The organism is Noviherbaspirillum pedocola (assembly GCF_016632335.1).
Classification (GTDB): domain Bacteria; phylum Pseudomonadota; class Gammaproteobacteria; order Burkholderiales; family Burkholderiaceae_D; genus Noviherbaspirillum_A; species Noviherbaspirillum_A pedocola.
Genome location: NZ_JAEPBG010000002.1, coordinates 47,548 through 73,367, shown reverse-complemented (window position 1 = coordinate 73,367; position 25,820 = coordinate 47,548). Strand labels below are relative to the sequence as shown.

Below are 25,820 nucleotides of genomic sequence, written 5' to 3'. Positions count from 1 at the left end.
ATTGCAGCCTCTGTGGCTATAAAAGTGATGGGCTAGTTTAAGGTTTTGTGCAGGCCTTGTAAATCGTAGGCATGCAGTTCGTTGAGGTGGGCCATGCCCTCGACCGCGGCCTCGGCGCCAGCGATCGTGGTGTAGGTTGTCACCCGCGCCGCAAGTGCCGACGTACGGATCGCACGCGAATCGACGATCGCATTGCGCTTTTCTTCCACCGTGTTGATGACCAGGGCAATTTCATTGTTCTTGATCATGTCCACGATGTGCGGCCGGCCTTCGGCAACCTTGTTGACGGTTTCGACCGGGATGCCCGCCGCGCTGATCGCAGCAGCAGTCCCCTTCGTCGCCACTACCGAGAAGCCGATCGCTACCAAATCGCGCGCCACCTGCACCGCGCGCGGCTTGTCGCTGGCCTTCACCGACAGGAACACCTTGCCCGAGCTCGGCAGACGCACGCCGGCGCCCATCTGCGACTTCACGAACGCTTCGCCGAAGGTACGGCCCACACCCATGACTTCGCCGGTCGACTTCATTTCCGGTCCGAGGATGGTATCCACGCCTGGGAATTTCACGAACGGGAACACCGCTTCCTTCACGCTGTAGTAAGGCGGCACGACTTCATTGATGACGCCCTGGCTATCCAGCGACTGGCCGACCATGCAGCGCGCCGCGATCTTGGCCAGTTGCAGGCCGGTCGCCTTCGATACATACGGCACGGTGCGCGATGCACGCGGGTTTACCTCAAGCACATACACCACGTCGCGGGTTTCGCCATCGACTTGCTGCTGCTGAATGGCGAACTGCACATTCATCAGGCCGACCACGTTCAGGCCCTTGGCCATCAGCGCGGTCTGGCGCTTGAGTTCATCGATGGTCGCCTGCGATAAGGAATACGGCGGCAGCGAGCAGGCCGAATCGCCCGAGTGCACGCCAGCCTGTTCGATATGTTCCATCACGCCGCCGATGAAGGTGCGCTTACCGTCGGACAGGCAGTCGACGTCGACTTCGATCGCATCGTTCAGGAAGCGGTCCAGCAGCACCGGCGAATCGTTGGACACCTTCACCGCTTCACGCATGTAGCGCTCGAGATCGCGCTGCTCGTGCACGATTTCCATCGCGCGGCCGCCCAGCACATAGGACGGACGCACCACCAGCGGATAGCCGATTTCCTGCGCCAGGCGCAGCGCTTCTTCCTCGGTGCGCGCGGTGCGGTTCGGCGGCTGGCGCAGTTCCAGGTCCTGCAGCAGCTTCTGGAAACGCTCGCGGTCTTCGGCGGCGTCGATCATGTCCGGCGAGGTGCCGACGATGGGCACGCCATTGGCTTCAAGATCCAGCGCCAGCTTCAGCGGGGTCTGACCGCCGTACTGCACGATCACGCCGTAAGGCTTTTCCTTGTCGACGATTTCCAGCACGTCTTCCAGCGTCAGCGGCTCGAAGTACAGGCGGTCGGAAGTGTCGTAGTCGGTGGACACAGTCTCCGGGTTGCAGTTGACCATGATGGTTTCATAGCCGTCATCCCGCATTGCCAGCGCCGCATGCACGCAGCAGTAGTCGAACTCGATGCCCTGGCCGATGCGGTTCGGACCGCCGCCCAGCACCATGATCTTCTTGCGGTCGGTCGGGCGCGACTCGCACTCTTCCTCGTAGGTCGAATACATGTAGGCGGTGCCGGTGTCGAATTCGCCGGCGCAGGTGTCGACGCGCTTGTAGACCGGGCGCACATTCAGCGCGCGGCGACGCTCGCGCACGGCCTTGTCGGTGGTCTTCAGCAGCTTGGCGAGGCGACGGTCGGCGTAGCCCTTGCGCTTCAACTGCAGCAGCACGTCCTTGCTCAGGCCTTCCAGCGTCTGGGTTTCCAGCCACAGTTCGATGTCGACGATTTCCTTGATCTGCGCCAGGAACCACGGATCGATATGGGTCAGCGCCTGGACTTCTTCCAGCGTGAAGCCCTGGGCGAACGCATCGCCGACGTACCAGATCCGCTCCGGACCCGGCTCGCCGAGTTCTTCCTCGATCACCTCGCGGTCGACCGTCTTTTCGTTCATGCCGTCGACGCCGACTTCCAGTCCGCGCAGCGCTTTCTGAAAGGATTCCTGGAAGGTACGGCCGATCGCCATCACCTCGCCCACCGATTTCATCTGCGTGGTCAGGTGGCTGTCGGCCTGCGGGAATTTCTCGAACGCGAAGCGCGGGATCTTGGTGACGACATAGTCGATGCTCGGCTCGAACGAGGCCGGGGTCGCGCCGCCGGTGATCTCGTTGCGCAGCTCGTCCAGCGTGAAGCCGACCGCCAGCTTGGCCGCGATCTTCGCGATCGGGAAACCGGTGGCCTTCGACGCCAGCGCCGAGGAACGCGACACGCGCGGATTCATCTCGATAACGATCATGCGGCCGTCCTTCGGATTGATCGCGAACTGCACGTTCGAGCCGCCGGTGTCGACGCCGATCTCGCGCAGCACCGCCAGCGAGGCGTTGCGCATGATCTGGTATTCCTTGTCGGTCAGCGTCTGGGCCGGCGCGACGGTGATCGAGTCACCGGTATGCACGCCCATCGGATCCAGGTTTTCGATCGAGCAGACGATGATGCAGTTGTCCTTCTTGTCGCGGACGACTTCCATCTCGAATTCTTTCCAGCCGATCAGCGATTCCTCGATCAGCAGCTCATTCGTCGGCGAGGCTTCCAGGCCGCGCTTGCAGATGGCTTCGAATTCCTCGGCGTTGTAGGCGATGCCGCCGCCGCTGCCGCCCATCGTGAACGACGGACGGATGATGACCGGAAAGCCGACGGTCTTCTGCACTGTCCATGCTTCGTCCAGGCTGTGCGCAATGCCGGAACGGGCCGAACCGAGGCCGATCTTGGTCATCGCATCCTTGAACTTGGAGCGGTCCTCGGCCTTGTCGATGGCTTCCGGCGTCGCGCCGATCAGCTCGCACTTGTATTTGTCGAGCACGCCGTTGCGCCACAGATCGAGCGCGCAGTTCAGCGCGGTCTGGCCGCCCATGGTCGGCAGGATCGCGTCCGGGCGTTCCTTGTCGATGATGCGCTCCACCATCTGCCAGGTGATCGGCTCGATGTAGGTGACATCGGCCATTTCCGGGTCGGTCATGATGGTCGCCGGATTGCTGTTGACCAGGATGACGCGATAGCCTTCCTGGCGCAGCGCCTTGCAGGCCTGGGCGCCGGAATAGTCGAATTCGCAGGCCTGGCCGATCACGATCGGGCCAGCGCCGATGATCAATATGCTTTTAATGTCGTTGCGCTTAGGCATGTTTGTGTTTCTCCATCATCGCCACGAAGCGATCGAACAGGGGGGCGATATCGGTCGGGCCCGGAGACGCCTCCGGATGACCCTGGAAGCAGAAGGCCGGGCGGTCGGTGCGCTCGAAGCCCTGCAGGGAATTGTCGAACAGCGACACATGGGTGACGCGGCAGTTGGCCGGCAGCGTTGCGGCGTCCACTGCAAAGCCGTGGTTCTGCGAGGTGATCATCACCCGCTTGCTGTCCAGGTCCTGCACCGGGTGGTTGGCGCCGTGGTGGCCGAACTTCATTTTCAGCGTGCGCGCGCCGGAAGCCAGCGCCATCAGCTGGTGGCCAAGGCAGATGCCGAAGGTCGGGATGCCGCGCTCGATCAATTCCTGCGAGGCGCGGATGGCGTAATCGCAGGGCTCCGGATCGCCCGGGCCGTTGGACAGGAAGATGCCGTCCGGATTGAGCTTCAGCGCGTCTTCGGCGCTGGCCTGCGCCGGCAGAACGGTGATCTTGCAGCCGCGCTCGGCCAGCATGCGCAGGATGTTGTACTTCACGCCGTAGTCGTACGCGACCACGTGGAATTTCGGCGCTTCCTGCTTGCCGACGCCGGCGCCGAGTTTCCACTCGGTTTCGGTCCAGACATACGGCTCTTTCGTGGAAACGACTTTTGCCAGGTCCATGCCCGACAGGCCGGGGAAGGAACGCGCCAGGGCCAGCGCATCTTCGACCGTGGCATCCGCGCCGGCGAGAATCGCACCGTTCTGCGCGCCCTTTTCGCGCAGCAGGCGCGTCAGGCGGCGGGTGTCGATGTTGGCGATGCCAACCACGTTCTGCGATTTCAGATAGTCGGACAGCGATTGCTGTGCTCGGAAATTCGATACGCGCAGCGGCAGATCGCGAATGATCAGTCCGGCGGCATGGATGCGTGAGGCTTCGACGTCTTCGGCATTGACGCCGGTGTTGCCGATGTGCGGATAGGTCAGCGTGACGATCTGGCTGTTGTAGCTGGGGTCGGTGAGGATTTCCTGGTAGCCCGTCATCGCAGTGTTGAACACGACTTCGCCGATGGTCTGACCGGAAGCGCCGATCGAGACCCCGTGGAAAATCGAGCCATCCGCGAGCGCGAGTATGGCCGGAACTGGTTGGCCCTGGAAGAATGGCGGCAAGGGTAACTCCTGGTGTGGTTACCGCCGCGCGCTGGGCCGGAACAACTTGTCAACAACTCTCGCCCGACGCGATCGCGCGATCGATGGAGCTGCCGGGTTATCTCGGGACTGGAAAGGAAGAATTGCGCTACGGCGGGTGATATTTGGCTAAACCGCAGAATTATAGCCGCACCGACACTCTGCAGGCAAATTGCTTTGCCTGCAGAGTTACCGCCATCAGCGTTGTCGTCAGGAATTCAGTGCGGCGATGCCAGCCTTGGCAATCTGCACGTCTTCGGAAGATTTGACGCCGGAAACGCCGACCGCGCCGACGCACTGGCCGCCGATCATCACCGGCACGCCGCCTTCGAGCATGCCTTCCAGTTCCGGCGCGGTGATGAAGGAAAAGCGACCGTTGTTGATCATGTCTTCGTAAACCTTGGTTTCACGACGGCCGAGCGCGGCCGTACGAGCTTTGGCCGGCGCGATGTGCGCGGAAATCGGCGCAGCGCCATCCAGGCGCTGCAGCCACAGCAGGTGGCCGCCGTCATCGACGATGGAAATCGTCACAGCCCAGTTGTTGGCGATGGCTTCGGCTTCTGCAGCAGCAGCGATTTTCTTGGCTTCGGCGAGGCCCAATACTTGCTTCGATTGCATCATTACTCCTTGATAAGAAAGCGGGATTGTACGATAAGCGCACTAGGTTGCATTTGACTTCAGCGCAAGCTCCTCGGTCGCACCGACGGCACCCGATCTGCTCTTGCCCAGGCCGACCAGGCAGCGACGCCGCGCCAAGTCCCACAAATCGTGCAGCACCGCCCTGCCGCCGGGAAATTCCTCGACAGAGACGACACCACAGGAAGCGATCAGACCGAGGGACTGATCCGTTTCCGCGCCGACCTGTACCGCGAGCCGACAAAGGCGGTCGCCGAAACCGCGCGACGCCTGTGCATCCAGGCTGGCGGTGGTGATGGTGAATTCCGTGGCGCCGGTACGCGCCAGCGTATCGGTCTGGCGTATGGTGCGCTTGAGCGCCAGGCTGACGGCTTCCAGTACTGATTCCGGCATATCGCCGCCCGTGGCTGCCAATGCCAGGCACAAGAGCGTGAAATCCTGCCGGTGCCGCACCGTGTGGCGCAGCATCGCTTCGGCTTCGGAATGGAACACGTAAGGGGAAGTCAGGGATTGCGTCGCCGCATGGAAGTCGCCACTCTCGGCGCGCTCAAATTGATCCTGGCTGCGTACCAGTTGGGCCAGAATGTCCAGCCGCGACACCAGTTGCTCGGTCGGCATGCCCTTGGTGATCAGATCGGTGGCGCCGCACGCGCGGGCGCGTTCGCGCTCTTCGGGATCGTCGCTGCCGGACACCACCACAACCGGCATTTCCTTCAGCCGCCGCATCGGCGAGGCGCGCATGCGTTGCAACAAGCCATAGCCGTCGAGGCGTGGCATGGTCAGGTCCGTGATCACGAGCTGAATATCGGGATCGCGCAGCAGCTGTTCCCAAGCGTCCTCACCATCCGGGGCTTCGCGAAATTCGAACATGTGCTGCACATGCTTCATCAGAGTCGCCCGCACGATACGCGAGTCGTCCGCAATCAGCAGCACCGGCTTATCGGATGCACTGCGAATGCCATCTTTGTGAGCGCCAATCTCGCCAGCCATAGACCAACCTTTCGTCTTGAGAGAATTGCCGTAAAGCAAAAAACACTTTGACAATCCGCAAGGACTTCGCTTACATTTCGGACCTTGCATGGTACAAGCGAGAAAGAATGACAGTCAAACGCCACCGAATTCCGTCGATCCTGCTGGGATCTTGCCTGTTTGCAGCGATGCTGACGGCAGCCCCGCTCGCATCGAGCGCGGATCTGGCGATGGCCGCTGACGAGCCTGCGCCGCAGCATGGCATCGTGCACCGCGCATTCCACGCCTTCAGCGACCGCGCCAATGAACTTGCCATGCGCGCGCTCGGACTGATCGGCATCCGCTACAAATACGGCGGCAATACGCCGGAAAGCGGCCTCGATTGCAGCGGCCTGGTGCGTTACGTGTTCAAGCAAACCTGGGGCGCCGACCTGCCGCGCACCAGCGAGGAAATCAGCCGCGTCGGCGCCAAGGTCGACACGCAGGATCTGCGTCCCGGCGACTTGGTGTTCTACAACACGCTGCGCCGCGGTTTCTCGCATGTCGGCATTTATCTCGGCGACAACAAGTTCATCCATTCGCCTTCCGCAGGCAGCGCAGTCCGCGTCGAAAGCATGGACCTGTCGTACTGGAAGAAGCGCTTCAACGGCGCGCGTCGCATCAACGGCTCCGAGCAGAACTGAGCGCTTCCCCTTCGCGCGCGGCCTTGAGCTTCGCGCGAATCTGCGGCATCGCCTCGGACGCCGCCTGCTCTCCGGCCAGAATCGCCAGGTTGCGGCCGTTGAAATCACTCCCCTTCATCGCTCCCAGCTTCGGCGTGATCACCACGTCGGCATCGGCCATTTCGGTCCGGTTGATGCTTTGCCCCATGATCGAGAACGTCTGCAGCATCACATCCAGGCTGCCGGTGCCGATCTGTGCCTCGGGCTGGCTGGAAATATTCACTGCAATGACCACATCCGCGCCCATCTCCCGGGCGAAGCGCACCGGCACCGGCGCCACCAGGCCGCCATCGACATAAGTACGATCGCCGATCTTCACCGGCTGGAACACGCCCGGCACCGCCGATGAGGCACGCACCGCCATGCCGGCATTTCCCCTGCGGAACAGGATAGGCTTGCCGCTGGCCAGGTCGGTAGCCACCGCGCCGAACGGAATCGGAAACTTTTCCATCGGCTGGTTGTGCACCGCTCGGTTCACATAGGTCTGGATCGCTTCGCCCTTGAGCACGCCGGAAGTCTTGGCGAACAGCGGCACGGCCCAGTCGGAGATCTCCGCCTCGTCCATTTCCAGCGCCATGCGGTTCAGCGCGAAGCCATTGTTACCGGCGGCATAGAGCGCGCCGACGACGCTGCCGGCGCTGGTGCCAACCACCAGGTCGGGCTTGATGCCCTGCGCCTCCAGCGCCTTGATCACGCCGATATGCGCAAAGCCACGCGCCGCGCCGCCGCCCAGTGCCAGGCCGATGCGTACCGGTTTGGGTGCGACTGCGTTTTGCGGCGGACTTTGCGGCACGCTGGCATGCCTGCCCGGCAATGCCGAGCAGCCGGCGAGGATCAACAGGGAAGCAATGAAGAGGGAACGGCGCAGCGGGGACATGAAGAAATGCATCCGGAGGGAAACGAGTCGGCGATTGTAGCCCAAACGCCGGCAGCGCCCGGCAGGCCGTGGCCAGGCGTCGCGCAAAGGCTGCGCGGCAAAGCGCAATCGGGCGCCGCGGAGCTGCAGCTCAAACGCTGAGCGCGCTCGCCTCCTGTTCCACTGCCAATTGCGGCGGAAAGCAGACGGTGAAGGTGCTGCCGACCTCCGGCCGCGATTCGATATGCAGCTGCGCGCCATGACGTAGCAGCACATGCTTGACGATGGCCAGGCCCAGCCCGGTGCCACGGGTTTCGCGCGAGCGGCCCTTGTCGACCCGGTAGAAACGCTCGGTGAGCCGGGAAATATGTTCGGGACGGATGCCAATGCCGGTATCGCGCACCGAGAAGCACGGACCGGCAGCGCTCGCCTTCCAACTGATCCAGATCTGGCCGCCGTCCGGCGTGTAGCGCACCGCATTGGACACCAAATTGCCAAAGGCACTGCGCAGCTCTTCCGCGCTGCCGCGAATATCCGGGCCATCGAGCTCCAGCGTGATCTCGTGCCGGCCCGATGACAGCGCCTCGCCCTCCTTTCTCACCCCTTCCAGCAGCGAACCCATGCGCACCGGTTCCGGGCGCAGCGGATATTCGACCGATTCCAACCGCGTCAGGGACAGCATGTCTTCCACCAGGTTCTGCATGCGCTGCCCCTGCTCGGCCATCAGTTTCAGGTGAGCGCAACGGGTCTCGCGATCCATGTCCGGCTGGCCCAGCGCGATTTCGAGGAAGCCGTTGATTACCGTCAGCGGCGTGCGTAATTCATGCGAGGCATTGGCGATGAAGTCGCGCCGCATCATCTCGATGCGCTCGGTTTCGGTGATGTCGTGCGTGACCAGGATCTGCCTGCGATTTTCGAAGGGAATGATGTGCACGATCAGCTTGCGTTCGCGCAGCGACAGCGTCAGCGGCTGCTCGTAGCGACCAAGGATCAGGTAATCGATGAAGTGCGGGCTGCGGATCAGGTTGGTCACGCGCATGCCCTTGTCGCGCTCGTTGGACAGGCCCAGGTGCTTTTCCGCCACTGGATTGCACCATTCCATGAACAGCACATCGTCCATGATCACCACGCCGTCCGGCAGCAGACTCATTGCCTGGCGAAAGCGTGCCAGCCATTCGGTCAGTTCGGCGCGATTGTTCTCATCCTCGCGGCGCAGCTTGTACAGCCGCGAAAAGATTTCGGTCCATGCGCCCCAGCCATCGGGCAGACGACCGCTTTCGGGCCGGTCCAGCCAGTCCGACAGCTGCCACAGGTAAGCGAGCTGCAGCAGCACCATCGCACAGGCGGCGAGCATGCCGGCGACCAGGCCATAGACCGGCCCGAAGAAATAGCCGAGCAGCGCCGCGCCGGCGAAGATCAGCAGGATGCGCAGCAGCGCCGGCACCCAGAACAGGAGCTTGGGACTCATCGCGTCGCGGCGCGCCTCATTTCTCGGACAACATGTAACCGACGCTGCGCACCGTGCGTATCAGCGATTCCGCTTCCTTCAAGGCCTTGCGCAGCCGCAGCACATGGACATCGACGGTACGCTCCTCGATCACCGCATGGTCGCCCCACACCTTGTCGAGCAACTGGCTGCGCGAAAACACCCGCTCCGGATGCGCCATGAAGAACTTCAGCAGCTTGTACTCGGCATGACCGATGTCAATGCGCCGGTCATCGATGGAAACGCTGCAGCTGATCGGATCCAGCGTCACCGGCCCGGCGCGCATCGCGGTTTGCGCATGCTCAGGCGCCTTACGCCGCAGCACCGCCTTGATGCGCGCGGACAGCTCGCGCGGCGAAAACGGCTTGGTGATGTAATCGTCCGCGCCCTGGTTCAGGCCGGCGATCTTGTCTTCTTCCATGCTCTTGGCGGTCAGCATGATGACCGGCATGCCGGAAAAATTGCGGTCGCCGCGCAGGCGCGACAAAAAGCGCAGGCCGGACTGGTCCGGCAGCATCCAGTCCAGCAGCACCAGTTGCGGCGTTTTGCGCTGCAGGTATTCCCAGGCGGCGCCGACACTGTCGACGGCGTCGGCTTTCCAGCCGCCTTCCTTCAGGGTGTAACGCACCAGCTCGACGATGGCTGGTTCATCTTCAACGATCAGAATGTCGGGCGCTTCCACGGTCATCTTCACCTCAAGCCTGCTGAGACGCCTTCGGGGCGTACTCGGTATGGCGGATATCCCGCCCCTCCACCACATAGATCACATATTCCGCGATGTTCTTCGCATGGTCGCCGATGCGCTCCACCGCCTTGGCCACCCACAGCGTATCGAGCGCAACCGAGATCGTGCGCGGATCTTCCATCATGAAGGTGATCAGGGTACGCATGATGACGCGGAATTCATAATCGATCAGCTCATCCTTCGCAATCAGGCTGGCGGCCTGCGCCGCATCCAGGCGGGCGAAGGCATCCAGCGCGTCATGCAGCAGGCTGGTGGCGTTTTCCGCGATGGTGCGCACGGTCTCGTAATGATTGATGGTCGATACGGCGCGCTCCTGCAGATTGCGCGCGGCGCGGGCGATCTTGGTCGACTCATCGCCGATGCGCTCGAGGTCGGTGATGACCTTGATCGTGGCCATCACGGTGCGCAGATCGTTGGCCGCCGGCTGCCGGCGCACGATCAGGTGGCTGCAGGCATCGTCGAGGCTGACCTCGAGCCGGTTGACCTGCTCGTCGCCCTTGATCACCGCGTCGGCGCGCGCGGCATCGCCGGTGCGGAAGGTTTCGAGGGCGGCGTGGAACTGGCTTTCCACCAGGCCGCCCATCAGGAGGACCTTGGACCGGATCTCTTCGAGGTCCAGGTCGTATTGCCTGGATGAATGCTCGCTTGGCATGCTGTCTTTCCTTCGCTGTATCGGGTTTTAGCCGAAGCGGCCGGTGATGTAGTCCTGGGTCTCGCGGCGCTTCGGGTTCATGAAGATCTGGTCGGTCTCGCCGAACTCGACCAGCTCGCCGAGATACATGTAGGCAGTGTAGTCGGAACAGCGCGCCGCCTGCTGCATGTTGTGCGTGACGATGGCGATCGTGTAGTCGGGCTTGAGCTCGCTGATGAGCTCTTCGATCTTCGCGGTCGAGATCGGATCGAGCGCCGAGGTTGGCTCGTCCAGCAGCAGCACATCCGGCTTGACCGCGACGCCGCGGGCGATGCACAGCCGCTGCTGCTGACCGCCGGACAAAGACAGGCCGCTCTTGTTGAGCTTGTCCTTGACCTCGTTCCACAGCGCCGCCTTGTTCAGCGCCCATTCGACGCGCTCATCCATCGCGCCTTTCGGCAGGTTTTCGTACAGCCTGACGCCAAAGGCGATGTTGTCGTAGATCGACATTGGAAACGGCGTCGGCTTCTGGAACACCATGCCGATGCGGGCGCGCAGCATGTTCACATCCAGGCCGGGCTCGAGGATATTGCGGCCGCGGTACAGGATGTCGCCTTCAGCGCGCTGCCCCGGATACAGGTCGTACATGCGGTTGAGCGTGCGCAGCAGCGTCGATTTACCGCAGCCGGACGGGCCGATGAAGGCCGTCACCTTCCTTTCGTGGATATCCAGATTGATGTTCTTCAGGCCCTGGAAGGCGCCATAGAAGAAGTTCAGTTTCGAGATCTGCAGCGCCGGCGGCGGCATGCCGGCATCTGGCCTCGCATCGGTCTTCACTGCGGTGGCGATAGCGTTGTTCATCATCATGGTTGGAGTCGTCAAGGTTCAGCGCTGCACTTTCTGGCGGAACAGGGTGCGCGACAGGATATTCAGGCCCAGCACGCTGAAGGTCACCAGCAGCGCGCCGCCCCAGGCCAGCGCGCGCCAGTTGTCGTAGGGGCTCATCGCGAACTGGTAGATCACCACCGGCAGATTGGCCATCGGCGCGTTCATGTTGGCGCTGTAGAACTGGTTGTTGAGCGCGGTGAACAAGAGCGGCGCAGTCTCACCCGAAATGCGGGCCACAGCCAGCAGCACACCGGTGATCACGCCAGCCTTGACCGCGCGCAGCCGCACCAGGGTCGCCACCTTCCAGCGCGGTGCGCCGAGCGCAAACGCGGCCTCGCGCAGCGCGGTCGGCACCAGGTTCAGCATGTTGTCGGTGGTGCGCACCACCACGGGAATGGCGATGAGCGAGATCGCGAAGCTGCCGGCCCAACCTGAGAAATGCCCGGCGTGAGCAACGAAGATCGCATACACGAACAGGCCGATGACGATGGATGGCGCTGACAGCATGATGTCGGTGACAAAGCGCGTGATCTGCGCAAAGCGGCTCTGCTGGCCGTATTCGGCAAGATAGACGCCCGCGAAGATGCCGATCGGCGTGCTGACCGCGGTCGCCACGCCGACCATCAACAGGCTGCCGACGATGGCGTTCATCAAACCGCCGCCGTCGCTGCCGGGCGAAGGCGTGGTCTCGGTGAGCATGGACAGGCTCAGCGCGGAAAAGCCCTTGATGGCCAGCGTTGCCAGAATCCACAGCAGGAAGAAGATGCCGGCCACCATCGCCAGAAAGGACAGCGAGATGCCGATGCGGTGCGCAAGCAGCCGGCGGCGATACACCGCATTGTTCGGATTGGTCATTTGGCGCCCTCGCGCTTCTGCACTGCGACCAGCAGCAGCTTGGCTGCTGCCAGCACGATGAAGGTGATCATGAAGAGAATCAGGCCGAGCGCATACAGCGAGGAGACATGCAGGCCCGGCGTGGCTTCGGCGAATTCATTGGCCAGCGTCGACGCAATGCTGTTGCCTGGCATGAACAGCGAGGCCGACAACTGCTGCGCATTGCCGATCACGAAGGTCACTGCCATCGTTTCACCGAGCGCGCGACCCAGGCCCAGCATCACGCCGCCGACCACGCCGACGCGGGTATAGGGCAGCACCACCTTGCGTACGACTTCCCATTGGGTGCAGCCGAGCGCATAAGCCGACTCCTTCAGCACCGCCGGCACCACTTCGAACACATCGCGCATCACCGAAGAGATGAAGGGAATGATCATTACCGACAGGATCACGCCGGCGGTCAGCATGCCGATGCCCATCGTTGGGCCTGAAAACAGCTTGCCGACATAAGGCAGCGCGCCGAGCGTGGATTTCAGCAGCGGCTGCACATGGTCGCCGAACCACGGCGCGAACACGAACAGGCCCCACATGCCGTAAATGATGCTGGGCACGCCGGCCAGCAGCTCGACCGCGGTGCCGAGCGGGCGCCTGAGCCAGCCCGGACAGATTTCGGTAAGGAACAGCGCGATGCCGAAGCTGACCGGAAATGCGATCAGCAATGCAATCGCCGAGGTGATCAGGGTGCCGGCGATCGCAATTGCCGCCCCGTACACATCATTGACCGGATCCCATTCCACCGTGGTGATGAAGCCGAGGCCGAAGGCCTTGAACGCCGGTATCGATCCGATGATCAGGGAAACGATGATGCCCGCCAGCACCAGCAGCACCAGCAAGGCAAAGCTGAAGGTGATCTTGTGGAAGAAGAAGTCCTGCAGGCGCTGGCGCCGCATTGCGCGCGCCAGCGTTTCCTCGGACAGCGCTGTCTCGGCATCGCTCTTGCGCGGCAGCACGGCAGGCTCGGCTTCGGCGGTGGTGGAGTGTGAGCTCATGGGAACATTCATCAGAGAGGCGCGGCGGCATGCGTGCGCGATGCCGCCGCTATCGGATTACCAGACCGGCTTGCCCGATGCATCCTTCAGCTGCGCCTTCCAGCTGTCCTGCACCATCTTGACCACCGGCGCCGGCATGGCCACGTAATCCAGCTCGGTCGCCATCTCACCGCCATTCTTGTAGGCCCAGTCGAAGAACTTCAGCACTTCCTTGCCCTTGGCAGCATCGGCCTGCGACTTGTGCATCAGGATGAAGGACGCGCCCGTAATCGGCCAGCTGTTCTTGCCTGCCTCGTTGGTCAGCACCACGGCCATGCCCGGGGTCTTGGCCCAGTCGGCGCCGGCGGCTGCGGCCTTGAAGGTTTCATCGTCGGGCTGCACGAACTGGCCATCGCGATTCTGCAGCTGGGTATGGGCGATGTTGTTGCGCTTGGCATAGGCATATTCGACATAGCCGATGGCGCCCTTGACGCGCTGCACGTTCGCCGCCACGCCCTCGTTACCCTTGCCGCCCACGCCTGTGGGCCATTTCACCGCGGTGCCGGCGCCGACCGTGCTCTTGAACTCCGGGCTGGTCTGGGACAGGTAGTTGGTCCACAGGAAGGAAGTGCCGGAGCCGTCGGCGCGGTGCACGACGGTGATGTCCTCGGCCGGCAGCTTCATGCCGGGGTTGAGCGCCGCGATCTCCGGCGCATTCCACTTGGTGATCTTGCCGAGATAGATGCCTGCAATCACCGGACCGCTCAGCTTCAATTGGCCAGCCTTGATGCCTTCGAGATTCACCACCGGCACCACGCCGCCCATGATCGCCGGGAATTGCATCAGCCCATCCTGCTCGAGCTCCTTTTCCGGCAGCGGCATGTCGGAAGCGCCGAAGTCCACGGTCTTGGCCTTGATCTGCTTGATGCCGCCGCCCGAACCTATCGATTGATAGTTCATGCCTACGCCAGTGGCCTTCTTGTAGGCCTCGGCCCACTTCGCGTAGATCGGATACGGAAAGGTCGCACCGGCGCCAGTGATGTCGGCAGCCAGCGCCGAATGGAACGACATGACGGTGGCTGCGGCTATGGTCGCCGCCTTCAGAAAATGGGGGATGCGCATGGACACTCCTAATGTTGAAGAGGTAAGAACTCAGAACTGCGCGCACTGTATCGAAGCAATGTGACAGGTTTATGACTTGCGCCGCCGCCGGTGCGAAATATGACAAGGATGGGAAAATGCGTCATGAGACTGTCATATTTGTCGCCTACCCTGCCGCAAGTCCTTGTAAACACCGGAACGAGAAAAAGAACAGCAGCTTATGAGCCATCGAGAAGACACCCCTGCGGGCGAACTTGCCGAAACCGGATCAGCGCCGACAGACCGCATCGACCGCGAACTTTCCCAGCTTGCCTTCAACCGCCGCGTGCTGGCGCAGGCCGAGGACAGCGCGGTGCCGCTGCTCGAACGCCTGCGCTATCTGTGCATCGTCAGCAGCAATCTCGATGAATTCTTCGAAGTCAGAATCGCCAGCCTGCTCGCCCGCGACCGCATCGATGCGCGTGCGGCAAATTCGCTGGCTTCCAGTGCCAGGTTCGAGGAGGCCTATGCGGTGTCCCATGATCTGGTGGAACGGCAATACGCGATCCTGAACCAGGAAATCCTGCCCGAGCTCTCGCGCAACGGCATCCACCTGCTGCGCAACCAGGACCGCAACGACGCGCAGCGCGCCTGGGTGAAAGCCTATTTCGATCGCGAGGTGCGGCCGCTGCTGACGCCGATCGGGCTCGATCCGGCGCACCCTTTCCCGCAGGTCATCAACAAGAGCCTGAACTTCATCGTGCAGCTTTCCGGCAAGGATGCCTTCGGCCGCGGCAATGCGATTGCCATCGTCAAGGCGCCGCGGGTATTGCCGCGCGTGATCCGCTTGCCCGACCACCTGTCTGACACGGGAGGCGTTTCCTTCTGCCTGCTGTCTTCGGTAATCCATGCGCACGTCGAAGACCTGTTCACCGACCGCGAGGTGCTGGCCTATTCGCAGTTCCGCGTTACCCGCGACAGCGACCTGTGGGTCGATGAGGAAGATGTGAAGGATCTGCGCCAGGCGCTGCAGTCCGAATTGCAGACACGCCATTTCGGCTTCGCGGTGCGGCTCGAGGTCGCGAAGAATTGCCCAGGCGCGCTGGCCGATTTTCTGCTCGACCAGTTCTCGATACCGAGAGCCAGGCTGTACGCGGTCGATGGTCCGGTGAACATGAACCGCCTGATGGCGCTGGTCGATGCCGTCGATCAGCCGGCCCTGCGCTTCTCGCCGTTCACGCCGGGCTATCCGGCCGGCTTGCATCATGTGGACTTGTATGCGGTGCTGCGCCAGCGCGACCTCCTGCTGCACCATCCCTACCAGTCCTTTTTGCCGGTGGTGGAATTCATTCGCAGCGCCGCGATGGATCCGAATGTGGTGGCAATCAAGCAGACGATATACCGCACCGGCATGAATTCGGTACTGATGGAATCGCTGATCCTTGCCGCCCAGCACGGCAAGGAGGTGACTGTCATCGTCGAGCTCATGGCCCGCTTCGACGAGGAAGCGAACATCAACTGGGCCGAACGCCTGGAGCGCGCCGGCGCGCAAGTGGTGTATGGCGTGGTCGGCCTGAAGACTCATGCAAAGCTGGCGCTGGTGATCCGGCGCGAGGAAGGCCGATTACGGCTGTATGCGCACATGGGCACAGGCAATTACCATCCGAGCACCACCAAGCTCTACACCGATTTCGGCCTCCTGACCGCCGACGCGGAGCTCTCCGCCGAAGTCAATGAAATCTTCATCCACCTGACCAGCCTGACCAAGCCGCGGCAACTGAAGCATCTGTGGCTGGCGCCCTTCGATCTGCAGAGCCAACTGCTCGGTGCGATCGCCAGGGAGGCCGCGATCGCGCGCAGCGGCCGCCGCGGTCACATCATCGCGAAGATGAATGCGCTGGTCGATGATGCGGTGATCCAGGCGCTGTATGCGGCGTCGAACGACGGCGTGAAGATCGAGTTGATCGTGCGCGGCGCCTGCACGCTGCGGCCCGGCGTGCCGGGACTTTCCGAAAATATCCGCGTGCGCTCCATCATCGGCCGCTTTCTCGAACATAGCCGCATCTTCTATTTCCGCAACGACCGCGCGCACAACGTCTATCTTTCCAGCGCCGACTGGATGAACCGCAACCTGCTGCGCCGCATCGAGGTGGCTTTCCCGGTGCGGGATGTCAAGCTCAAGCGCCGAGTGCTGCAGGAAGGACTGGAGCCCTATCTGCGCGACAACAACAATGCCTGGGAGCTCGGCGCCGATGGCGCGTATCGCCGGCGCCGGCCGCGCAAGGGCCAGGCGCCGTTCTGCGCGCAGCAGTATCTGATGCAGAAACTGGGCGGCAACACTTGAACCGGACACATGCGCCGGAAAGGAAAGCGCGATGGAACTGATCCTGTGGCGTCATGCCGAAGCCGAGCCAGGCATGCCGGATGCGAACCGCATGCTCACGCCGAAAGGCCGCAAGCAGGCGGCCAAGATGGGCGCCTGGCTCGACCGCAACCTGCCATCCGGTTGCAGGATCTGGTGCAGCCCGGCAAGCCGCACGGTGGCAACAGCCGAAGCGCTGGGCCGCAAGTTCAAGGTCCATGCGGATCTGGCCATCGACAGCAGTCCGGAACGCATCCTGCAACTGATCAACTGGCCGCATGCGCGCGAGCCGGCGCTGGTGGTGGGTCATCAGCCGCTGCTCGGGCAGGTCGCGGCGCTGGTGCTCGCCGGCAGCGCCGACGACTGGCGCATCCGCAAGGCTTGCGCATGGTGGCTGGCCCGGCGCGACCGGGAAGATGGCGCTGAAACCTTCATCAAGGCAGTCATGTCACCGGAGCTTTGCGGGAAGTAAGAAGCCTGCCGGCATCACGGCATTTGCCTGCCGGCGCATCGGCATGGAGCCACGCCGTTGGGCTTTCGCAATAGATCAGGATCGCAGACTCGCCCTGCAGCAAGGAACAGGCAAGGCACAGGCAGCGCCGGCGCAAACCATCCCCTGCTTTCCTTGCGCTTTGAGCACCGCTCCATAGAATGTCGGATGCCCGCGCCATCGGCGCTTGTTTCCGCGAGGCTTACGTCATGCTCTGGAAAGGCTGCAGCACGCTCAGGCAATGGTTCGCCCTGCTGGTGCTGGCCTGCGTACTGCCGGCCTGCGCAGTCACGCTGCTGCTGGTCATCAGCTCCTATCAGCGCGAGCGCGAACGTTTCGAGCAAATCACTACGCAGACCGCGCATGCGCTGATGCTGGCGGTCAACCACGATCTGTATGGCATACAGAATTCGCTGCAGGCGCTCGCCACGTCGACCCAGCTTGCTTCCGGCCACATGCGCGAATTCGATGCCCAGACCCGCGATGCGCTGCGCGCCTGGCCCGGTGCGCGCATCAGCCTGGCCAATGCGCATGGCGAACGCCTGATCGACACCGACTTTCCGTATGGCCGCAAGCCCGACGATGCCATGCCGGCGGCGCAACCGGAAGCCGTGTTCGCCGGCGCCGTCACCATCTCCAGCCTGCAGCAGCCGCCGCAGGCGCGCCGCATGCAATTCACCGTTACCGTTCCTGTGCATCTTGGCGGAGCAGTCGCCTACGCGCTGTCGATGACGCTGCCGGCGCAGCGCATCGATAGCATTCTCAAGCAGCAGCAACTGCCCGCCGGATGGCCGGCCGCAGTCATCGATGGTGAAGGCATCATCCTCGCGCGCAGCATGCAGGCCGAGAATTTCGTCGGCGGCCTTGCCACGCCAGAGCTGCTGCGCCGCATGCGCCATCTGGATGAAGGCAGCCTGGCGACTTCGACGCTGGAAGGCATCGCCGCATTGATTGCCTACAGCCGCGGACCCGGCTCGCCATGGACGGTGGCCATCGGCGCGCCGCGCACGGCATTGACCGCGGCGCTATGGCGCTCGATCGCCTGGACCGTGCTCGGCAGTGTGCTGCTGCTCGCCTGCTGCCTGATGCTGGTGCGCGTCGTTGCCGAGCACATCACCCGTTCGATCCGCGCGTTGGCCGCGCCAGCGATGGCGCTCGGCTATGGTGAAGCGTTCAGCCTGCCGCCGCTGCCCTTGCACGAAGCCGAAAATGTTGCCGGCGCCCTGCGCAAGGCCGCGCAACTGCTGCAGCAGCGCACCGAGCAGCGTGATTCTGCCGAGCGTCGCAAGGCGGAATTGATCGAGGTGCAAAGCCGGCTCGAAGCCAGCGAAGCGCTGCTGCGTGCCATCTTCGAGGAAGCGCCGGACGGCCTGCTGCTGGTGGCTCCCGACGGCCGCATCCTGCGCGCCAATGAACAGGCCAGCATGCTGTTCGGCCGCAGCCGCGCCGATCTCGTCGGCATGGCGGTGGAAGAACTGGTGCCTCGGGAAGCGCGCGAGCGTCATTGCCAGTTGTGCGCTGGCTACTTCGATGCGCCGACCAGGCGCAGCATGGGCAGCGGCCGCCAGCTGCATGCGCAGCGTGCCGACGGCAGCGCCTTCCCGGTCGACATCATGCTCAGTCCGCTGCGCGCGGCTCAGGGCCGCCTGGTGATCGTCACCATCCGTGACGCCAGCGAGAGACTGCGCAACGAGAGCGCCTTGCGCGATAGCGAAAGCCGCTTTCGCAGCATGCTCGAATACGCGCCGATCGGCATGTCGGTGGTGTCGCCCGAAGGACGCTTCCTGATCGTCAACCGCGCGTTGTGCGAGCTGCTCGGCTTTGATGCCGACGAACTGCTGCAGAAGAACATCCGCGACATCACCCATCCCGATGACCTCGCGCACGACCTGGCGCTGTCGCGCCAGATGATGGAAGGCAGCTCCCATGCTTCCCAGCTCGAAAAGCGCTACATCCGCAAGGACGGCGCATCGGTTCATGTGCTGCTGACGCGCTCGCTGCTGTGCGACGACGCCGGAAAGCCCTTGTACTTCATCGCGCAGATCGAGGACATCAGCGAAAGCAGGCGCGCCCGCGAGCGGCTGACCGCGCTGAATCGCCGCCTTGCCCTCGCCACACAGGCCGGCGGCATTGCGGTGTGGGAACTGGATCTGCAAGGCGGTGCTATCTGGTGGGATGAGCGCATGTTCGCGCTGTATGGCGCAAGTGACGGCGACGATCCGCATGCGGTCTGGGAAAGCCGCGTGCTGCCGCAGGACCGGGAACGCGTTGCGCGCGAATTCGATGAAGCCCGAACCGGCCTCGTCGCGGTTTCAACCGAATTCACGATCCGCTGGCCCGACGGCCGGCAGCGCATCCTGCGCGCCGATGCCATGCCCACGCGCGACGATGCGGGCCGGCCGCTGACCATGACCGGCATCAATTGGGACATCACCGAGACGCGCCAGCGTGAAGCCGCGCTATCGGCCGCGCTGCAGGAAAAGGACACGCTGCTGCGTGAGCTCTATCACCGGGTGAAGAACAATCTGCAAGTCATCAGCAGCCTGTTCAGCCTGCAGCTGCGCACGCTGCCGGATGGAGAAGCGCGCCTGGCGCTGCAGGAAAGCGCCGACCGGGTGCGCGCGATGGCGCTGGTGCATGAAAAGCTGTACCAGTCGAAGAACCTGTCTTCGATCGCGCTGGACGACTATATCGGCGATTTGTGCCATCAGCTCGGCAATGCCGCAGGCGCAGCCGAGCGCGGCATCGCGCTCGAAGCCAGCGCGCAGCCGGTGGAAGTCGGACTGCAGGTCGCGGTGCCGTTGGGGCTGGTGCTCAACGAGCTGCTGGCCAACAGCCTGCGCCACGGTTTTCCCGAAGGCCGGCGCGGACATATCGCGGTGCATCTCGCATGCGGCGCGGACCATGCGCTGTCGCTCACCGTGACGGACGATGGCGTCGGCCTGCCGCCAGGCATGAACATCGCGACCAGCCGCACGCTCGGCCTGAAACTGGTGCAGGCGCTGGCGTCGCAGCTCGACGGCAGCTTCAGCCTGGAAAGCCGCGACGGCACGGTGGCGCGCCTGCAATTTCGCCTGGTCGGCGAAAAGCGCCAGGATGCCGCGTCGCGGCTGGCCGCATGAACCCACGGAGCAGCCGAGATCATGAACACCGAAGTCAGCATGGCAAACAATCGGCCCCCGGCCCGCATCCTGGTGGTGGAAGACGAAGCCGTGGTCGCGCTCGATCTGCAAGGCCAGCTGCAGGACATGCACTACGATGTCTGCGGCGTAGCCGACAACGGCGAGGATGCGATCGCGTTCGCCAACAGCCGGCGCCCGAACCTGATCCTGATGGATATCGTCATCAAGGGGAAGGTCGACGGCATCGAAGCTGCAGGCCACATCAGCCGCGCGCTGCATATCCCGGTGGTCTTTCTCACCGCCTACAGCGACGACAACACCGTGGCCAGAGCCGCACGCACCGCCTCCTACGGCTACCTGACCAAGCCGTTTCAACCACGCGAGCTGCGCGCCGCGATCGAAGTCGCCTTGTACAAAGCCGCGCTGGAGCGGCAGTTGCGCGAATCCGAGCAATGGTTCGCCGCGACGCTGCGCTGCGTTGGCGACGGCGTGGTCGCGACCAATGAAGCCGGCGCAGTGCGCTTCATGAACCCGGCGGCGGAAGCCCTGGTCGGCTGCACATCGACTAGCGCGCTCGGCCGCGATGTGGCCGAGCTGCTGCAGTTGAAAGATGGCCGCAGCGGCGCGCCTCTCGAATGCCCGGCGCACCGGGCGCTGCGCGAAGGCGCGGCCGTCGGCATCGATTTTGGCAGCGCGCTGCTCAACCATGCCGGCGCCGAGGTGCGCATCGACGATTCGGCCGCGCCTATCCGCGACGACAATGGCCATATGCTGGGCGCAGTGATGGTGTTTCGCGATGTGAGCGAACGGTTGGCCTTCGAGGAAAGACTGCGCCAGAGCGAGGAGCGCTTTCGCAATGCCTTCGACTTCGCGCCGGTGGGCATGGCGCTGGTCGGGCTGGACAAGCGCTTCCTGCAGGTCAATGCCGCGATCTGTGCAATGCTGGGAACGACCGAAGGCGAGCTGCTCGCCTCGAACCAAGATGCGTATTCGATGCCGTCCGAGCTGGCCGGGGAGAACCGGTTGCTCAACGAAGTGCTGTCCGGCCACACTATCTCGGCGCAATTCGAGAAGCGCTACCGAAGACGCGATGGCAGCGCGCTCTGGGCGCTGGTGAGCGTGTCGCTGCTGCGCAAGGAACAGGAACCGCTGTGCTGGCTGTGGCAGGCGCATGACCTGACCGAGCGCAAGAACGCGGAATGGCGGCTGGCCCGGCTGGCGCATTTCGATCCGCTGACGGGACTGGCCAATCGCACCTGGCTCAATGACGAAATCGAGCGCCAGATCGCCGTAGCGCGGCGCCGCGGCCAGCGCTTCGCCGTGGTGTTCATCGATCTCGATCACTTCAAGAGCGTCAATGACAGTCTCGGGCATGAAGCCGGCGATGAATTGCTCAAGCTCATCGCCGCCAAGCTGCGCACGGCGCTGCGCGAGACCGACTCGGTGGCGCGCCTCGGTGGCGATGAATTTGTGATGCTGCTACCTGAGATACGCGGTCCGGAAGATGTGCTGGTCGTCACCGACAAGGTGCAGGTCGAATGCGCGAAGCCGTTGATGCTGTCGGGCCAGGAGATCAGCATCGGCATCAGCGTCGGCGTATCGCTGTTCCCGGATGACGCTCAGGATGCGCGCACCCTGCTGCGCTATGCCGACAGCGCGCTTTACCATGCGAAGGCTGAGGGCCGCAACACGCTACGTTTTTATCAACCCGAGTTGACGGCACGCGTCGAGCAGCGCATGAAGCTGGGCGCCGGCCTGCGTCTGGCGCTGCGCCGCGACGAATTCGAGATCTGCTACCAGCCGCAAATCAGGCTGGCCGATGGCAAGCCGGAGTCGGTCGAAGCGCTGATCCGCTGGCGCCATCCGCAGATGGGCCTGCTGCATCCGAATGAATTCATTGCGCTTGCTGAAGAAACCGGTCTGTCGGTGTCGATCGGCGACTGGATGCTGCATGAAGCCTGCCGTCAGGCCGCAGGCTGGGATGCCGGAACAGACTTGGTGGTAGCGGTGAACGTGTCGCCGCGTCAGTTCAGCCATGGCGATTTGCTGGCGGTGGTACGCAATGCGCTGTCCGAGAGCGGCCTGCCGCCGAAGCGCCTGTGCCTGGAAATCACCGAACAGCTGCTGCTGGAACATAGCGAAGCGAATCTCGACGTGCTGGCACGACTGCGCGAGATGGGCATTGCGATCGCCATCGACGACTTCGGCTCGGGCTACTCCTCGCTCAGCTATATCCGCCGATTCCATCCGTCGAAGATGAAAATCGATATCTCGCTGATACAGCACGTGGCCGAGAGCGAGGACGATGCTGCGCTGGTGCGCGCCGCCATCGCGATGGCACATCAGTTGCAGGTGCAGGTGGTGGCCGAAGGCGTGGAGAGCTTGGCGCAGGAAGCGTTTCTGAAGGCGGAGGGGTGCGACATCGGGCAGGGCTATTTGTATTCGAAGCCGCTGCCCCAGGCGCAGATGCTGGCGTGGATGAAGGCACGCAGCGCTGGTAATTGATGCCGCTTCGCTTCGCGGCTTGGTAGGTTGGGCTGATAAGCCCAACGGAAAGGTCGATCAGGCATCGGCCGCGTCTCAGGGCTTCCTTTGTCAGCCCAACCGCCGTATCTGCTTATTTCGCGAATCGCCATTCAGATCACTAGCGTCACCACATGCAGCACCAGTCCCACCAGTCCGCCGACCACGGTGCCATTGATGCGGATGTACTGCAGGTCCTTGCCGACATACAGCTCGAACTTGCGCGATACCGTTTCGGCATCCCATTTGCGGATTACCCGCTCGACTAAGCCGGCGATCACCTGGCGCCGGCTGGCGATGGCGTCGGCGGCGAAGTCGCGGATCCAGGCATTGAGCTTGGCCTGCACCGTGTCGTCCGCGGCCAGTTGCGCGCCGAGCCCGGCCAGCGCGCGCTCGGCTTGCGCGGCAATGCGCGACTGGGGGCTTTCGACATCGGCGAGCACGCGGTTGCGCACGTCGCGCCACACGGTCTGCACATAGTCGCGAAACAGCGGATGGTTCAGCGAGCGGTCGATCACGCCGGCGATGCGTTCCTCGTATTCCGGCGCGGTGCGCAGCCGCACGATGAAGTCCTCCGCGCTCTGCTGGAAACGCTCGCGCCATTCGCTGCCCTCCTCGCGCATTTCATCGAGGATGTTCTGGGTTTCGCCAACCAGCTTCTCGTAAATCTTTTCATCGATGATGCGCGGCAGCCACTTCGGGCTCTTCTCATGGATTTTCTCCCGGATGTAGCCCTTGTTCTGGTCCAGCGCCTTGGCCGCCATGCCGATCAGGTGATCGAACAGCAATTGATGGCGCCTGTCCTCGATCAGCAGCGCCAGCACCTCGGCCAGCAAGGGCGCGAAGCGCAGATTCTTCAGGCCCGAGGCAAGCGTGGTCTGCAGGAAGTTGGCGATGTCCTCGTCCTCGGCCATGCGGATGACGGTCGGCAGGCCGCCGGTCAGCTGCAGCGCCACCGCGCGGCTATTGTCCGGCTGTGCCAGCCAGCGCGCCGCCGAGCCGGCGAAGTCGATGTGCTTCAGCTCCTCGACCAGCACTTCGCGCGTCATGAAGTTGTGTTCCAGGAATTCCGCCACGGAGACGCCGATGCGATCCTTGTTGCTCGGGATGATCGCGGTATGCGGTATCGGCAAGCCGAGCGGATGGCGGAACAGCGCGGTGACGGCGAACCAGTCGGCCAGCGCGCCGACCATCGCTGCTTCGGCGAAGGCGGTAACGAAAGAGAGCCAGGGATAGCGCGGCTGCAGCAACCGGCCGATCAGGAACAGAGCAGCCATGAACAGCAAGAGGCCAGTGGCCAGGCGCCGCATCCGGATCAGTTGGGACTGCTGCCTGTCTTCCCCCATCGTGCTCGCCTCCTCTTTTTCAATCGCTGTAACGAACCTGCAATTCGTTGCCGATCTCTTTCCAGTATTCGCGCTCCCGCGCCAGCCAGAACGACAGCGTCGGATGTTCCGCCAGCCACGCGCGCGGCAGATCGAGCTCGATGCGGTTCTTCATGCGCAGGCCGACCTGATGCAAGGGACCCACCGAGCGACCGTGCATGAAAATCACCGCCAGCCGCAGCGCGAGCGTGGCGCGCATGAAGTCGGCATCGGCGATGCCGCGCTCGAGCTTGCGCAGATTGCCTTTCTGCGCCAGCACCAGCTGGCTGACGATGCGCTGTTCGCGCCGGGTGAAGCCGGACAGGTCGGCATTCTCGACCATGTAGGCGCCATGCTTGTGGTAACCGCTGTGCGACACCGCCTGGCCGACTTCGTGCAACAGGCCGCTCCAGTACAGCAGCCGCGCCAGCGCATCGCTGCCTGGCTTCATGCGTGCAAACAGACTGCTTGCGATATCGGCGGTGCCTTGTCCGCGCGGCGTATCGACGCCCATGCGCTGCATGAAATTGCGCACTGAGACATCGCGGCGGTCGCGCCGGATCGCGCGCAGATGCAGATCCCACAGCACGCCCAGCCGCAACCCGGCTTCAACCGGCGCCAGCTGCGCAATGCCCGCCTCCTGCATCACGCCGATCAGCACCGCTACGCCGCCAGCGATGACGGCGGCGCGCTCGGGCTTCAAGCCTGCGAGCTGGATCTTGCCGGCATGGCCGAAGCGGATCAGGCGCTTTTTCAGCGCTTCCAGGTTATCGAGCCGGATGCTGCCGTCGCCGATGCCGTTCTTCGCCATCGCATCGGCGATCGCGCGTATCGTGCCCGAGGTGCCGTAGGCCGCGTCCCAGGTCTGGTTGCGGTACATCGGCGCGGCATCCTCGAAATAGCCACGCGCCGAGACGATGGCGGCGTCGAAGATGGCGGCGTCGATGCGGCCGTCGGCGAAAAAGGCATTGCTGTGGGCGACGGATCCGGTGCTGAAGGATTCGACCAGGCGTATGTCCTGCCCCTGCCCCACCACCATCTCGGTCGAGCCGCCGCCAATGTCGAGCACCAGCCGGCGCTGGTCGGGTGTGCCCATGGTGCAGGCCACGCCGAAATAGATCAGCCGTCCTTCCTCTTCGCCGGAAATGATTTCCACCGGATAGCCGATCGCTTCTTCGGCTTGCGGCAGAAATTCGGCGGCATTTTGCGCGATGCGCAGCGTGTTGGTGGCGACCACGCGCACCGCGTCGAGGTCGTAGCCTGCCAGCAGTTCGCGAAAGCGCGCCAGCGACTCGACCGCCACGCGCATGGCTTGCGGCGTCAGGCGCATCTGGGCATCCAGGCCGGCGCCAAGGCGTATCGGATCGCGCGCGCTCTTCACCACCCTGATGGTGTCGCCGTCGTGATGGCCTATGTGCAGGCGGAAACTGTTTGATCCGAGGTCAACGGCTGCAAACATCATGGAAAGTTCTCTTGAAAACACGGCAAGCGCCTGCGGTTGCGCCATGATAGCGGATCGCCGCGTGCTGCCGCCGCTGCAATTTCCAGAACGATCGCTTCTGCGCAAAGCCGCGGCAGACACCGGGCGCTGCATTCCGATTGACTTGGGGCGCCCGCCTCGCCTACTCTTCGGGAGCGGCCATAAATTTTCTCCAG

Annotated in this window: 19 protein-coding genes; 5 read left to right on the top strand and 14 right to left on the bottom strand. The window is 63.4% G+C overall.

The window, feature by feature from the left end:
* Positions 1 to 32: 32 nt before the first annotated feature.
* The 4 genes from carB to JJB74_RS05440 all read right to left on the bottom strand — a co-directional run bounded on the left by carB (position 33) and on the right by JJB74_RS05440 (position 6,054).
* Entirely contained in the window at positions 33 to 3,263 is a 3,231-nt protein-coding gene (gene carB / locus JJB74_RS05455; RefSeq protein ID WP_200590832.1) for a carbamoyl-phosphate synthase large subunit, read from the bottom strand.
* Positions 3,256 to 4,410, bottom strand: coding sequence for a glutamine-hydrolyzing carbamoyl-phosphate synthase small subunit (carA, locus tag JJB74_RS05450; RefSeq protein ID WP_200590831.1), 1,155 nt, complete (start codon positions 4,408 to 4,410; stop codon positions 3,256 to 3,258). The genes carB and carA overlap by 8 nt, the downstream gene beginning before the upstream one ends.
* A gap of 228 nt (positions 4,411 to 4,638) precedes the next feature.
* Entirely contained in the window at positions 4,639 to 5,046 is a 408-nt protein-coding gene (locus JJB74_RS05445; protein WP_200590830.1) for a GlcG/HbpS family heme-binding protein, read from the bottom strand.
* Positions 5,047 to 5,088: 42 nt separating this feature from the next.
* A complete protein-coding gene (locus JJB74_RS05440) occupies positions 5,089 to 6,054 on the bottom strand; it encodes a response regulator (RefSeq protein ID WP_200590829.1) in 966 nt (321 codons plus the stop codon).
* A 107-nt stretch (positions 6,055 to 6,161) separates the two neighbouring features.
* Here JJB74_RS05440 and JJB74_RS05435 point away from each other — a divergent pair, with 107 nt between their 5' ends.
* Complete coding sequence (locus JJB74_RS05435) at positions 6,162 to 6,716, top strand: C40 family peptidase (RefSeq protein WP_200590828.1); 555 nt, start codon at positions 6,162 to 6,164, stop codon at positions 6,714 to 6,716.
* On the opposite strand, the gene JJB74_RS05430 is transcribed toward JJB74_RS05435, so the two are convergent.
* The 8 genes from JJB74_RS05430 to pstS form a co-directional block, all read right to left on the bottom strand.
* A complete protein-coding gene (locus tag JJB74_RS05430; RefSeq protein WP_200590827.1) occupies positions 6,694 to 7,632 on the bottom strand; it encodes a patatin-like phospholipase family protein in 939 nt (312 codons plus the stop codon). The genes JJB74_RS05435 and JJB74_RS05430 overlap by 23 nt on opposite strands.
* Positions 7,633 to 7,762: 130 nt before the next feature.
* Positions 7,763 to 9,079 (bottom strand): phosphate regulon sensor histidine kinase PhoR, encoded by a 1,317-nt coding sequence (gene phoR / locus JJB74_RS05425; protein WP_200590826.1) that lies wholly within the window; start codon positions 9,077 to 9,079, stop codon positions 7,763 to 7,765.
* A 16-nt stretch (positions 9,080 to 9,095) separates the two neighbouring features.
* Positions 9,096 to 9,785 (bottom strand): response regulator, encoded by a 690-nt coding sequence (locus JJB74_RS05420; protein WP_200591357.1) that lies wholly within the window; start codon positions 9,783 to 9,785, stop codon positions 9,096 to 9,098.
* Between the two features lie 7 nt (positions 9,786 to 9,792).
* Complete coding sequence (phoU, locus tag JJB74_RS05415; RefSeq protein ID WP_200590825.1) at positions 9,793 to 10,494, bottom strand: phosphate signaling complex protein PhoU; 702 nt, start codon at positions 10,492 to 10,494, stop codon at positions 9,793 to 9,795.
* 27 nt (positions 10,495 to 10,521) lie between these two features.
* Positions 10,522 to 11,280 carry a phosphate ABC transporter ATP-binding protein PstB gene (pstB, locus tag JJB74_RS05410; protein ID WP_200591356.1) on the bottom strand — a complete coding sequence of 253 codons (759 nt, stop codon included), beginning with the start codon at positions 11,278 to 11,280 and terminating at the stop codon, positions 10,522 to 10,524.
* 78 nt (positions 11,281 to 11,358) lie between these two features.
* The gene (gene pstA, locus JJB74_RS05405) at positions 11,359 to 12,216 is read right to left on the bottom strand and encodes a phosphate ABC transporter permease PstA (protein ID WP_200590824.1); all 858 of its coding nucleotides are present in this window, start codon (positions 12,214 to 12,216) and stop codon (positions 11,359 to 11,361) included.
* Positions 12,213 to 13,244 carry a phosphate ABC transporter permease subunit PstC gene (pstC, locus tag JJB74_RS05400; protein ID WP_200590823.1) on the bottom strand — a complete coding sequence of 344 codons (1,032 nt, stop codon included), beginning with the start codon at positions 13,242 to 13,244 and terminating at the stop codon, positions 12,213 to 12,215. Before pstC ends, pstA begins: the two co-directional genes overlap by 4 nt.
* A 57-nt stretch (positions 13,245 to 13,301) precedes the next feature.
* Entirely contained in the window at positions 13,302 to 14,345 is a 1,044-nt protein-coding gene (gene pstS, locus JJB74_RS05395) for a phosphate ABC transporter substrate-binding protein PstS (protein WP_200590822.1), read from the bottom strand.
* A gap of 199 nt (positions 14,346 to 14,544) precedes the next feature.
* Here pstS and ppk1 point away from each other — a divergent pair, with 199 nt between their 5' ends.
* From ppk1 to JJB74_RS05375, 4 genes are all read left to right on the top strand, one after another.
* On the top strand, positions 14,545 to 16,647 hold the full coding sequence (gene ppk1, locus JJB74_RS05390) for a polyphosphate kinase 1 (protein WP_200590821.1): 2,103 nt from the start codon (positions 14,545 to 14,547) through the stop codon (positions 16,645 to 16,647).
* A 31-nt stretch (positions 16,648 to 16,678) separates the two neighbouring features.
* Positions 16,679 to 17,137, top strand: coding sequence for a SixA phosphatase family protein (locus JJB74_RS05385; RefSeq protein WP_200590820.1), 459 nt, complete (start codon positions 16,679 to 16,681; stop codon positions 17,135 to 17,137).
* A 227-nt stretch (positions 17,138 to 17,364) separates the two neighbouring features.
* Complete coding sequence (locus JJB74_RS05380; protein ID WP_200590819.1) at positions 17,365 to 20,277, top strand: PAS domain S-box protein; 2,913 nt, start codon at positions 17,365 to 17,367, stop codon at positions 20,275 to 20,277.
* Positions 20,278 to 20,298: 21 nt separating this feature from the next.
* Positions 20,299 to 22,782 (top strand): GGDEF domain-containing response regulator, encoded by a 2,484-nt coding sequence (locus JJB74_RS05375; protein WP_200590818.1) that lies wholly within the window; start codon positions 20,299 to 20,301, stop codon positions 22,780 to 22,782.
* A gap of 131 nt (positions 22,783 to 22,913) precedes the next feature.
* Here the strand turns inward: JJB74_RS05375 and JJB74_RS05370 are convergent, their stop codons facing one another.
* A complete protein-coding gene (locus tag JJB74_RS05370) occupies positions 22,914 to 24,146 on the bottom strand; it encodes a DUF445 domain-containing protein (protein ID WP_234483997.1) in 1,233 nt (410 codons plus the stop codon).
* Between the two features lie 19 nt (positions 24,147 to 24,165).
* Positions 24,166 to 25,623 carry a Ppx/GppA phosphatase family protein gene (locus JJB74_RS05365; RefSeq protein ID WP_200591354.1) on the bottom strand — a complete coding sequence of 486 codons (1,458 nt, stop codon included), beginning with the start codon at positions 25,621 to 25,623 and terminating at the stop codon, positions 24,166 to 24,168.
* Positions 25,624 to 25,820 lie beyond the last annotated feature (197 nt).